Below are 12385 nucleotides of genomic sequence, written 5' to 3'. Positions count from 1 at the left end.
ACCCTCGTCGCATCGTTCGAACATCGAAGCCCGTTCCCGCGGGGACGCTCCCGCGCGCCCCGCGGCTCGGCTCAGCTGAGCTCCGGATCACTGGAGCCGCAACACAGGCTTCTTGCGGGCCGATCCCCACCGCGACGTCCCGTCCACGCAGCTCCGCCCCGGCCGTCCCCGTCTTCTCAGCCCCTTCCCCGCTCACCCATCGGTCACGCATCATCCCCGCGACGACGATCGCCCACGCGCCGACCCTCGCCGAGACGTCAGGGTCGCCGCTCACAGCGTCCGCTTGAGCGTGAGCGTGGACACGAGCAGCATCGCCGCCGCGAACGCGGCGAGGTACGCGACGTGCGCGCCGGCCGCGCCGAGGTCCCCGCCCCGGAACAGGATCGCCTTGAGCGCCGCCACCGCGTGCGTCTCCGGATCGACGCGGGCGAAGGCGCGCAGCCAGGGCGGGAAGCTCGCCAGCGGGTAGAGCGCGCCGCTCGGGAAGAACAGGATGATGTTGAGGAACCCGCTCACCACGCCGCTGATGCGCGGGTGCCCGGCCCGGCCGAGGAGGGTCATCATCATCCCCAGGAGGCCCAGGGCCGTGAGCACCACGACGCCCACGACCGCCAGGTACCCGAGGACGCCGCCGTGCACGACGGACCCGGTGATCAGGAACCCGATCACGAGGACGATGCCGCTCGAGCAGAGCGTCACGACCGTCCCGCTGAGGAGGACGCCGAGGTTGATGTCGAGCCGGCGCAGCGGCGTGGAGAGGTAGCTCTCGTGGACGCCCAGGAACCGGTCCATGACCAGGTTGAAGGCGCCGGTGATCATGCTCCCCATGAAGATCGAGAGGACGACGACGCCCGGGATCAGCGAGGTGTCGTAGTCCACGCGCGGGTAGATCTCCTGCGGCCGCAGCTGCGCCGCGCCGAGGTGCCGCTCGAAGCGCGCGAGCGGCTCGCGGATCGCGCCGATCGCGCCCGCCGTGGCGCCCTCGATCGCGCTGGCGGCGATCGCGTCCACGTTGTCCACGTACAGCCCCGCCGCGGCCGAGACGCCTCGCGACAGGTCGCGCGAGAAGCGGGGCGGGATCATCAGCACGCCGGAGAGCTCGCCCGTGTGCAGCCGGTGGAGGGCGTCCACGGGATCGTGCAGCGGGACGAGCGTCACCGTGCCCGGCCCGTTCTCCACCGCCTGGAGCGCTCCGAGCAGCACGCGGGCCTCCGGTCCGTCGTCGAGGTTCACGACCCCGAGCCTCAGGCCCGTGAGCGGCCCCTGGAGCGTGTTCCCGAGGATCAGGAGGTACAGGAGCGGCATCAGCACCGCCGACGCGAGGGCGACCGGGTTCCGCCAGATGCGAAGGAGATCGCGGACCATCACCGCCCAGATCTTCATGTGAACCTCCGCGGAGGTCCTGCCTTCCCGGGTCCCTCCTCGCGCAGGGAGCGCCCGGTGAAGTGGATGAACACGTCCTCGAGCGTGATCCGGCTCAGGCTCGCCGACGTGACCTCGACGGCGGCCTCGCGCAGCAGCTCGATCGCGCGCGGAATCAGCGCCGCGCCGCCGTCGGCGCGGATCCGGAGCCCTTGGGGCGGGACGTCGACGCTCCGGGCGCCCGGGAGCGCGCGGAGCGCGTCCAGGACGCCGTCCGGCAGCGGTCCGACCACCCCGAGATCGAGCGTGTCGCTGCCGGGGATGAGCGCCTTCAGCTCCTGCGGCGTCCCGAGCGCGACCACCTTCCCGTGGTCGACGATGGCGACCCGGTCGCAGAGCGCCTCGGCCTCGTCGAGGTAGTGGGTCGTGAGCGAGATGGTGATCTCGTCTCCCTTGCGCAGGTCGCCGAGGAGGTCCCAGATGACGCGGCGGCTCTGGGGATCGAGCCCGATGGTCGGCTCGTCGAGGAAGAGCACCCGGGGCTTGTGGACGAGCCCGCGCGCGATCTCGAGCCGCCGCCGCATCCCGCCCGAGTACGTCTTCACGAGGTCCTTGCGACGCTCCCACAGGCCGACGCGCCGGAGCAGCTCCTCGATGCGCGGCTGCCGGCGGGCGCGGGGGACCTCGAAGAAGCGGGCGAAGATGTCGAGGTTCTCGTAGCCGGTCAGGTCGAGGTCGGAGGTGAGCGCCTGCGGCACGACGCCGAGCCTCCGGCGCGCGCCGTCCGGATCGCGCCGGACGTCGATCCCCGCGACGAACGCGTCGCCGGAGGTGGGCGAGACGATCCCGGTGAGGATCCGCACGAGCGTCGTCTTCCCGGCGCCGTTCGGGCCGAGGAGGCCGAACAGCTCCCCGGGCCGGACGGCGAGGTCGACGCCGTCCACGGCCGCGAGCGCGCCGAAGCGCTTCACCAGCCCGCGCGCCTCGATCGCGTACGCGAGGCCGCTCTCCGGCTGACGCGCGGCCGCGTCGGACGTCACCGCTGGCTCGCGGCCGCGACGGGCGCTGCCGTCGCGGCGGACGGGGGGACCGAGACCTCGGCGGTCATCCCGGGGCGCAGCTCGGCGGCCCGCTCGTCCAGCGCGACGCGGACCCGGAACGTGCGGATGTCCGGGCGTCCCCGCTTCACGTCCCGGTTGACCGCGAAGTCGCCCTGGGCGCCGAGCTCCATCACGCGGCCGCGGAAGGTCCGGCCCGGGACGGCGACGACGCTCACCTCCACCTCCTGCCCGAGCCGTAGCCCGCCGAGCCGCGTCTCCTCGACGTCGAGCCGGGCCCACAGGCGGTCGTGGTTCTCGACGGTGACCACCGGCGTCCCGGGCGCCGCCCACTCGCCCTCCTCGAGGTTGCGGTCCACGACGATCCCGTCGAACGGACAGAGGACGCGCGCTTGCGCGAGCTGCACCTCGGCGACGCGCACCGCCGCCTCCGACACCCCCACCGCGGCCCGCGCGTTCGAGACCGCGGCCATGGCCGTGCCCACCCTCCCCCGGACGGCAGCCTTCGTCGCCGAGAGGGACTCGACCGCGGCACGAGCCTCGCGGAGGCGTGCGCGGGCGGACTCGAGCTGCTGCTCCGGCGCCGCGTTCCCCTCCACGAGCTGCTGCGTTCGGTTGAAGTTCAGCTCGGCCTCCTCGAGCGTGGCCTGCGCGCGAGCGATGTCCGCGCCCGCGCCTCCGACGGTCGGCAACACGGCCCTCAGGTTCGCCTCGGACTCCTCGAGCGTCCGGCGCGCCAGCTCCAGGTTGGCCCGGGCCTGCGCCACCTGCGCGTCGCGGTCGCGCGCGTCGAGCTGCGCGAGGACCTGTCCCTTCGTGACGGTGTCGCCCTCGTGGACCGGGATCGCGTCGACCCGCCCCGCCACCTGCGCCGCGACGGCGGCGACGGGGGCGTCGAGGAAGCCGGCGAACTGCGGCGGCTCGCGCGCGGTGCAAGCGGCGAGCGCCGCGAGGCACGCCAGCAGCCGGAGGGGGCGAGCGAACGTCACGGCTCTTCGCACTGGGAGCACGGCCCGATCCTCCTGCGCGGCGTGATCCATGGAGCAGCCTGTGGACGGAAATGCGGGGCGCGGCGACCTGTCCGAGTGCCCCTCACGCGATCGGCCGGGACGGCTGCGCGACGGCAGGCCCGACGCTCCGCTTCTTCGTCCGCGTGAACCTGTCCAGCGTCAGGTAGACGACCGGCGTCGTGAACAGCGTCAGCATCTGCGAGAAGACCAGCCCGCCCACGATCGTGATGCCGAGCGGCTGGCGCAGCTCGCTGCCGGCGCCGCCGCCGAAGGCGAGCGGTAGCGCGCCGAGCAGCGCCGCCATGGTGGTCATCATGATGGGGCGGAACCGAAGCGCGCACGCGCGGTAGATCGCGTCGCGGGTCGAGAGCCCCTCGTCGCGCTCCGCCTCGATCGCGAAGTCGATCATCATGATCGCGTTCTTCTTCACGATGCCGATGAGCAGGATCACCCCGATGAGCGCGATGATGCTGAACTCGGTCCGCATCACGAGGAGCGCGAGGAGCGCGCCCACCCCGGCCGACGGCAGCGTCGACAGGATCGTGATCGGGTGGACGTAGCTCTCGTAGAGCACCCCGAGGACGATGTAGACGGCGACGAGCGCCGCGAGGACGAGCCACGGCTCGCTCCGCAGCGACTCCACGAACGCCTGCGCCGTGCCCTGCGGCGCGGCCCGGATGCTCGCGGGGAGGCCGATCTGCTGCTCCGCGCGGTGGATCGCGGTGAGCGCCTGGCCGAGCGACACTTCGGGCGCGAGGTTGAACGAGAGCGTCACCGCCGGGAACTGACCCTGGTGGTTCACCGAGAGCGAGGTCGGCTGCGGCGACCAGCGCGCGATGCTCGCGAGGGGCACCTGGCTGCCGTCGGGGGTCGGCACGTACACGTTCCGCAGCGCCTCGGGGTGCTGCGCCAGCTCCGGCTTCATCTCCAGGACGACGCGGTACTGGTTCACCTGCGTGTAGGTGGTGGCGACCTGGCGCTGGCCGAACGCGTCGTAGAGGGCGTCGTCGACCGCCTGGGCGGTGATGCCGAGGCGCGAGGCCGTATCGCGGTCCACCTCGACCTTCAGCTGGAGCGCGCTCGTCTGCTGGTCGGTCGCGACGTCGCGCAGCTGGGGGAGCGTCTTGAGCTTCTCGAGCATCCGCGGCGCCCAGGCGTTGAGCTCCTCCAGGTTCGCGTCCTGCAGCGTGTACTGGTACTGCGTCCGAGAGAAGCGGCCCCCGACCCGCACGTCCTGCACCGACTGGAGGAAGAGCTGGATCCCGGGCACCTGCGCCAGCTTCGGGCGGAGCGTCGCGATGACCTGGTCCGCGGTCTCCTTGCGCTGCTCGCGGGGCTTGAGCTGCATGAACACGTTGCCGGTGTTGAGCGTGCCGCCGCCGATGAACGAGACGGCGTGGTCCACCGACGGGTCGGACATCACCGCCCGGTTCACGAGCTCCTGCCGGTCGCGCATGGCGGGGAACGAGACGTCCTGCGGGGCGTCCGAGATCCCGAAGACCTGGCCCGTGTCCTGCTGCGGGAAGAGGCCCTTCGGCACGATGACGTAGAGCCAGATGCTCACCGCGGCCGCGACCACCGTCACCACCAGCATGAGGGCGTGGTGGTCGAGCACCCAGGACAGGGCGCGCTCGTACCCGTGGAGCATCCCGTCGAAGAACCGCTCCGAGACGCGGTAGAAGCGGCCGCGGCGCTCCTCCGAGCGCAGCTTCAGGAGGCGGGAAGCCATCATCGGCGTGAGGGTCAGCGAGATCACCGCCGAGAAGGCGATGGCGATGCTGAGGGTCACCGCGAACTCGCGGAAGAGCCGGCCCACGATGCCGCCCATGAGCAGGATGGGGATGAACACCGCGAGGAGCGATGCCGTGATCGAGACGATCGTGAAGCCGATCTGCTTCGCGCCCTTGAGCGCCGCCGAGAGCGGCGGCTCGCCCGCCTCCACGTACCGGGTGACGTTCTCGGTGACCACGATGGCGTCGTCGACCACGAACCCGGTGGAGATCGTGAGCGCCATGAGGGACAGGTTGTCGAGGCTGTAGCCGAGCAGGAACATCCCGCCGAACGTCGCGACGATCGCGAGCGGCACCGCCACGGTGGGGATGACGGTGGCGCGCGCGCTGCGGAGGAAGAGGAAGACCACCAGCACGACCAGCGCCACGCTCGCGAGGAGGGTCACCTGCACGTCCCTCACCGAGGCGCGGATCGTCTGGCTGCGGTCGAGCGCGACCTGCACGTCGATCGCCGGAGAGATGGCGTGCGTGAGCTCCGGCAGGAGCGCCTGCACGCGGTCGATGACCTCGAGGATGTTCGCGCCGGGCTGGCGGCGGACGATCATCACCACCGCACGCTTCCCGTCCACCCACCCGGCGGCGCGCGTGTTCTCCACGCTGTCCACCACCCGCGCCACGTCGCGCAGCCGGACCGGGCTCCCGTTCGCGTACCCGACCACGATGGGGCTCCACGCGGCGGCGGAGAGCAGCTGATCGTCGACGGCCACGGTGTGCGACTGCTCGGGGCCATCGAGCGACCCCTTCGCCTGGTTCGCGGTGGCGACGCCGATCGTGGTCCGGAGCGCCGAGGTGGAGAGGCCGGCGCCCGCCAGCGCGGCGGGATCCACCTGGATCCGCACCGCGGGCTGCTGGCCTCCGCCGACGAAGACCTGCCCGACGCCGTCGACCTGCGAGATCTTCTGCGCGAGCACCGTGTTGGCGACGTCGAACACCTTCGACAGCGGCAACGTCTCCGAGCGGACGGCGAGGATCAGGATCGGCGCGTCGGCCGGGTTCACCTTCCGGAAGTTGGGCCGCACCGGCAGGTTCGAGGGCAGGTCGCCGAGGGAGGCGTTGATGGCGGCCTGCACGTCCCGCGCGGCGGCGTCGACGTCGCGATCGAGGTCGAACTGCAGCGTGAGGCTCGTGGAGCCGAGGGAGCTCACCGACGTGATCTCGGACAGCCCCGCGATGCGGCCGAACCGCCGCTCGAGCGGGGTCGCCACCGCCGAGGCCATTGTCTCGGGGCTCGCGCCGGGGAGGCCGGCCGAGACGTTGATCGTCGGGAAGTCGACCCGCGGCAACGGCGCCACCGGGAGCTGCGTGTAGGCCGCGGCGCCGCCGAGGAGCAGCGCCATCGCGAGCAGCGTGGTCGCGACCGGCCTGCGGATGAAGGGCTCGGAGATGCTCACCGGGCCCTCACTCCGCCCCGCCCGCGGCCGCGGTCGGCTGCGCCTCGGGCTCGTGGCCGCGCCGCACGAGCCGGCCGAGCCGCGCCATGTAGAGGTAGACGACCGGGGTGGTGTAGAGGGTCAGGAGCTGCGAGATGACGAGCCCGCCCACGATGCTGATCCCGAGCGGCCGGCGCAGCTCGGAGCCGGTCCCGGACCCGAGCGCCAGCGGGAGCCCGCCGAGCAGCGCCGCCATGGTGGTCATCATGATGGGCCGGAAGCGCAGCAGGCACGCCTGGTAGATCGCCTCGCGGGTCCCGAGCTTCTGCTCGCGCTCCGCCTCGAGCGCGAAGTCGATCATCATGATCGCGTTCTTCTTCACGATCCCGATGAGCAGCACGATCCCGATGAGCGCGATGATGTCGAACTCGCCCCGGGTCAGCATGAGCGCGAGGAACGCGCCCACGCCGGCGGACGGGAGCGTCGAGAGGATCGTCACCGGGTGGATGTAGCTCTCGTAGAGCACCCCGAGCACGATGTAGACGGTGACGAGCGCCGCGAGGACGAGGAGGGGCTCGCTCGCGAGCGACTCGCGGAACGCCTGCGCCGTCCCGGTGAACCCGGCCCGCACGCCGGGCGGGAGCCCGATCTCCGCGTCGGCCGCCGCGATGGCGTCCACCGCCTTGCCGAGGCTCGCGCCGGGCGCGAGGTCGAAGGACACCGTCACCGCGGGGAACTGGCCCTGGTGGCTGATGGCGAGCGGCGCGGTGGTGCGCTCCATCCGCACGAACGAGGAGAGCGGGACGGGCTGCCCGGCCGCGGACTTCACGTAGATCCGGTCGAGCGCGCCCGGGTCCTGCTGGAACTCCGGCTTCACCTCGAGGATGACGCGGTACTGGTTCAGCTGCGTGAAGATCGTGGACACCTGGCGCTGCCCGAACGCGTCGTAGAGCGTGTCGTCGATCGCCTGCGCCTGGATCCCGAGCCGGCCGGCGGTGTCGCGGTCGATGGTGAGCTTCACCTGGAGGCCCCCCGACTGCTGGTCGCTCGCGACGTCGCGGAGCTGGGGCAGCTCGCGGAGCCGCTCCACGACGCGGGGCGCCCAGGTCGCGAGCTCCTCCGGGTCCGCGTCCTCGAGCGTGTACTGGTACTGCGTCCGGGAGACGCGCGTCTCGATCTGGAGATCCTGGACGGGCTGCAGGAAGGCCCGGATGCCCTCCACCTGTGCGAGGCGCGGCTGGAGACGGGCGATGATCTCCGACGCGCTCGCCGAGCGCTCGGAGCGAGGCTTCAGCGCGATGGAGAGCCGGCCCGAGTTCACCGTCGGGTTCGTGCCGTCGGGCCCGATGAAGGACGCCACCGTCGCCACGTCGGGATCCTCGCGCACCGCCGCCGCGAGCGCCTCCTGGCGGGAGGCCATCCGCTGGAACGAGACGTCCGGCGCCGCCTCCGTGAGGCCGATGACGAGCCCGGTGTCCTGCACCGGGAAGAAGCCCTTCGGGATGACGAGCGCCAGCACCGCCGTCAGGGCCAGCGTCCCCACGGTCACCGCGAGCGTCAGCGGCTGGTGGTCGAGGACCCACCGCAGGGTGCGGTCGTAGAACGCGAGGAGCCGATCGAAGAGGCGCTCGAACGCCTTCGCGAGCCGCCCTGGCTCCTCGTGCGCCCGCAGCAGGTGGGCGCACATCATGGCCGTGAGCGTCAGGGAGAGCACCGCCGAGACGCCGATGGCGATGCTGAGGGTGACCGCGAACTCCCGGAACAGCCGCCCGATGATGCCGCCCATGAAGAGCAGGGGGATGAGCACCGCCACGAGCGAGACCGTGAGCGAGACGATGGTGAAGCCGATCTGCTTCGCGCCCTTGAGCGCCGCCTCGAAAGGCGGATCGCCCTCCTCCACGTACCGGGCGATGTTCTCGATCATGACGATCGCGTCGTCGACCACGAAGCCGGTCGAGATCGTGAGCGCCATGAGCGACAGGTTGTTCAGGCTGTAGCCGGACAGGTACATGATCCCGAACGTGCCGATGAGCGACAGCGGCACGGCGATGCCCGGGATGAGGGTGGCGCGGAGCGAGCGGAGGAAGACGTAGATGACGGCCACGACGAGCAGCACGGACAGGATGAGCGTGAACTGCACGTCGTCCACCGAGGCGCGCACCGTCTCGGTCCGGTCGGAGAGGATCGAGACCTGGACGCCCTGCGGCAGCGCCGAGGAGAGGCGGGGCAGGAGCGCCTTCACCCGCTCCGCGACCTCGATCACGTTCGCGCCGGGCTGCCGCTGGACGTTGAGGATGATGGCGCGCTTGCCGCCGGCCCAGCCGGCGAGCTGGTCGTTCTCCACGCCGTCCGCGGCGTCCGCCACGTCGTCGAGCCGGATGGGCGCCCCGTTCTTGTAGGCGATGACGAGCGAGCGGAAGCTTGCCGCCGAGTACAGCTGGTCGTTCGTCGCGAGCGTGTAGTCCTGGCGCGGGCCGTCGATGTTGCCCTTCGCCTGGTTTACGTTGGCCGCCACGAGGGCCGCCCGGACGTCCTCGAGCGACAGCCCGTTCCCGGCGAGCGCGGCCGGATCGACCTGCACCCGCACCGCGGGCTTCTGGGCGCCGTTCAGGGTGACGAGGCCGACGCCGGCGACCTGCGAGATCTTCTGCGCCAGGATGGAGTCCGCCTGGTCGTTCACCTGCGGCAGCGGGAGCGTGTCCGAGCTCACCGCGAGCGTCAGGATCGGCGTGTCCGCCGGGTTCGACTTCGAGTACGTGGGCGGGTTCGGCAGGCCGCGCGGCAGGAGCGTCGCGGCGGCGTTGATCGCGGCCTGCACGTCCTGCTCCGCGGAGTCGATGTTCCGGTCGAGCTGGAACTGCAGCGTGATCTGGGAGCTCCCGAAGCTCGAGACCGACGTCATCTGCGCGAGCGCGGGCATCTGCCCGAACTGCCGCTCGAGCGGCGTGGTCACGGCCGACGCCATCGTCTCGGCGCTCGCGCCGGGGAACGCGGTCGAGACGACGATCGTAGGGTAGTCCACCTGCGGCAGCGCCGAGACCGGCAGCTGGCGGTACCCGGCGACCCCGGCCAGCAGCAGGCCGAAGGTGAGGAGCGCGGTCGCGACGGGGCGCCGGATGAACGGCTCGGAGACGCTCATCTGCGGGCAGCCTCCGCGGCTCCTCGCCGGCCCGCAGCTCCGGCCTGGCCCGCCGGTCCGCCCTGGGCGGGCTGACCGCCCTGGGCCGCCGGTCCGACCTGCCCCGCCGGTCCGCCCTGCCCCGCCGGCTTCCCGGGCTCACGCAGCTGGACCTTCGCGCCCGGGCGGAGCTGGTTCTGCCCCTCGACGACGACCCGGTCGCCGTCCGCGATGCCCTTCGCGATCACGGCCTGATCACCGACGGTGGCCTCGACCTCGACGGGGCGCGGCGTGGCGGTGGCGTCCGGTCCGACCACGTAGACGAACGTGCCCTGCGGCCCGCGCTGCACCGCCGGCGCAGGGACGACCAGCGCGTCGCGGCGGGTGCCGAGCCGGAGCCGCGCGTTCACGAACTGGTTCGGCCAGAGGAGCCGCTTCGGGTTCGGCAGCACCGCCTTGAGCCGCACGGTGGAGGTGGCCTGGTTGATCTGGTTGTCGATCACCTCCAGGCGCCCCTGCCCGAGCAGCGTCACGCCGTCCCGCGCGTACACGTCGACCGCGAGCGGGCCGCCGCTCTGCGCAGTCGCGATGGGCGTGAGCTGATCCTGCGGCAGCGTGAAGATGACCGCGATCGGATCGAGCTGCGCCACGACGACGATGCCGTTGGGGTCCGCGGCGTGGACGACGTTCCCTGCGTCCACGACGCGGATGCCCGTCACGCCGTCGATCGGCGAGGCGATGGTCGCGTAGCCGAGGTTGAGCCGCGCCGTCGAGATGGCGGCCTCGTCGATCCGGACCGCCCCCTCGAGCTGGCCCACCGCGGCGATCTGCTGATCGGCCTGCTGCTGCGGGACGAGCCGCTCGGCGGAGAGCGCGCGGTACCGCTCGAGATCGAGGCGGGCGCTCCGGAGCTGGGCCTGGTCCCGGGCGAGCGCGCCCTCCGCCTGCATGAGCTGCGCCTGGAACGGGCGCGGGTCGATCTGCGCCAGCACCTGTCCCTTGCGCACCACTTGCCCCTCGCGGAAGACCACCTGGTCGAGCCGTCCGTCCACCTGCGGCTTCACGGTGACCGTCTGGTAGGCGACGACGCTCCCCAGCCCCTCCAGCCATTCGGCGACGTCCCGGCGCGCGGCGAGAGCGGCCGTCACCGGGACCGGGCGCTGCGCCTGCGCGGCCGCGCCGCCTGCGGGTGCCTTCCCCTTCGCGGCGTCCCCGCCCCGGCCGCGGGCCAGCCAGACGGCGCCCGCGACGACGAGGACGACGACGAGCCCGAGCGCCCAGCGCCCGCGCCGCTTCACGGTCTCAGCCACGCTGCACCTCACGTCCCAGCGCGCGCAGCAGCTGCGCGCGCGAGGTGGACAGGTTGAACTCGGCCTGGACGAGCTGCGCGGCGGCGGCCGTCTCCGCGAGCTGCGCGTCGCCGAGGTCGATGAGGCTTCCGACGCCGAGCTGGTACCGTCGCTCCGCCTGGCGCAGCCGCTCCTTCGAGTTCGTGAGCGCGTCGTTCGCGGCCCCGAGGGAGCTCTTCGCGGCGCGCACCGCGAGCCGCGCCTGGTCGACGTCCACGCGGATCTGCTGGCGGAGGACCTCCGCCTCGGCGCGCACGGCCGAGCCGTTCGCCCGCGCCTCCTGCACCTGGGCGCGGGTGAGGCCGCCCTGGAACAGGTTCCACGTCAGCGTGGCGGTCGCGTTCCAGTTCCACACCGTCGAGCCAATCGTCGGCCCGGCGTCGGTGAAGCCGGTCGAGATTCCCAGCGACGGCCCGTACCCGCCCTGGAGGGCACCGGCGGTGAGGTCCTGCGCGCGCGCCTGCTCCTCGAGCGACACGAGGTCGGGGCGGTTGCGCTCCGCCTCGGGCACGAGCGCGTCGACGATGCCGTCCTCTTCCTCGACGGGCGGCAGCGTGTCGCTCGCGACCTCGTAGTCCGTCGAGCCGGTGACGCCCATCGCCTGGTTCAGCTGCGCGCGCGCGATCGCGTACGCGTTCTCCGCGTTGATGAGCTGCACCTGGGCGTTGGCGCGATCGGTCCGGGCCTGCCAGAGATCCACCTCCGGCCGCGTCCCCGCCCGCACGAAGCCCTCCACCTGGCGGAGGTGGGCCTCCTGGTTCGCGAGCGTGTCCGACGCGACGTGCACGAGGTCGCGCTGGGCCCGCGCGCCGAAGAACGCGGCGCGCACGGTGAGCAGCACCTGGACCTCGGTGGCCCGCTCGCTGTCGCGCTGCGCGGTCGCGAGCGCCTGCGCCGAGCGCCACCGGCCGCTGGTCTGCCCGAAGTCCCACACGAGCTGCGAGGCGGTGAGACCGAAGGCGTAGTAGTCGGTCGTCCCCCAGCTCGCGCGGGACGTCGTGGTTCCGCCGCCGGTGGTGGGGAACGAGCCCGGGCGCGCCACGAAGTTGCCGGTGAGGCGCTGGTACGACGCCGTCCCGCTCACCTGCGGCAGCAGCGGCGCGCGCGCCTGGTCGGCGCGGGCCGAGGCGGCCTCCGTCGTGGAGCGCGCCTGCGCGAGCTGCGGCTGGCGCTCGAGCGCGCTGCGCTCGGCCTCCGCGAGCGAGAGGACCCGGGCGGACGACGGCCCCGGCAGCGCGGGCCGGAGGTCGGGCGGCGGGGGCGGTGCCGGCGGCGGGGAGGCTTGCGGCTGCTGGGCGACCGCGAGCAGGAGCGGAACGAGCATCGAG

7 protein-coding genes are annotated in these 12385 nt (G+C 72.6%); all 7 read right to left on the bottom strand.

Features of this window, described 5'->3' with window-relative positions; genetic code table 11:
- Positions 1-270: 270 nt before the first annotated feature.
- The 7 genes from AMOR_RS20820 to AMOR_RS20790 all read right to left on the bottom strand — a co-directional run bounded on the left by AMOR_RS20820 (position 271) and on the right by AMOR_RS20790 (position 12381).
- A complete protein-coding gene (locus AMOR_RS20820) occupies positions 271-1383 on the bottom strand; it encodes an ABC transporter permease (protein WP_248353700.1) in 1113 nt (370 codons plus the stop codon).
- Complete coding sequence (locus AMOR_RS20815; protein WP_248353698.1) at positions 1380-2402, bottom strand: ATP-binding cassette domain-containing protein; 1023 nt, start codon at positions 2400-2402, stop codon at positions 1380-1382. Before AMOR_RS20815 ends, AMOR_RS20820 begins: the two co-directional genes overlap by 4 nt.
- Positions 2399-3409, bottom strand: a complete 1011-nt coding sequence (locus AMOR_RS20810; RefSeq protein ID WP_248353696.1) for an HlyD family secretion protein — start codon at positions 3407-3409, stop codon at positions 2399-2401. The genes AMOR_RS20815 and AMOR_RS20810 overlap by 4 nt, the downstream gene beginning before the upstream one ends.
- Positions 3410-3512: 103 nt before the next feature.
- Positions 3513-6611 carry a multidrug efflux RND transporter permease subunit gene (locus tag AMOR_RS20805; protein ID WP_318653819.1) on the bottom strand — a complete coding sequence of 1033 codons (3099 nt, stop codon included), beginning with the start codon at positions 6609-6611 and terminating at the stop codon, positions 3513-3515.
- 7 nt (positions 6612-6618) lie between these two features.
- A complete protein-coding gene (locus AMOR_RS20800; RefSeq protein WP_248353695.1) occupies positions 6619-9729 on the bottom strand; it encodes a multidrug efflux RND transporter permease subunit in 3111 nt (1036 codons plus the stop codon).
- Positions 9726-11018, bottom strand: a complete 1293-nt coding sequence (locus AMOR_RS20795) for an efflux RND transporter periplasmic adaptor subunit (RefSeq protein ID WP_248353694.1) — start codon at positions 11016-11018, stop codon at positions 9726-9728. Before AMOR_RS20795 ends, AMOR_RS20800 begins: the two co-directional genes overlap by 4 nt.
- Positions 11011-12381 carry a TolC family protein gene (locus AMOR_RS20790; protein WP_248362577.1) on the bottom strand — a complete coding sequence of 457 codons (1371 nt, stop codon included), beginning with the start codon at positions 12379-12381 and terminating at the stop codon, positions 11011-11013. The genes AMOR_RS20795 and AMOR_RS20790 overlap by 8 nt, the downstream gene beginning before the upstream one ends.
- Positions 12382-12385: the final 4 nt, after the last annotated feature.

The organism is Anaeromyxobacter oryzae (assembly GCF_023169945.1).
Taxonomy (GTDB): Bacteria; Myxococcota; Myxococcia; order Myxococcales; family Anaeromyxobacteraceae; genus Anaeromyxobacter; species Anaeromyxobacter oryzae.
Note: the sequence above shows the minus strand (reverse complement) of the source record. Positions and strands in the feature narration are given on the sequence as shown.

Bases quoted from the DNA above. Each gene is read 5' to 3' on its own strand.
- AMOR_RS20790 (WP_248362577.1), bottom strand. From the start codon at position 12,381: ATGCTCGTTCCGCTCCTGCTCGCGGTCGCCCAGCAGCCGCAAGCCTCC.
- AMOR_RS20800 (WP_248353695.1), bottom strand. From the start codon at position 9,729: ATGAGCGTCTCCGAGCCGTTCATCCGGCGCCCCGTCGCGACCGCGCTC.
- AMOR_RS20820 (WP_248353700.1), bottom strand. From the start codon at position 1,383: ATGAAGATCTGGGCGGTGATGGTCCGCGATCTCCTTCGCATCTGGCGG.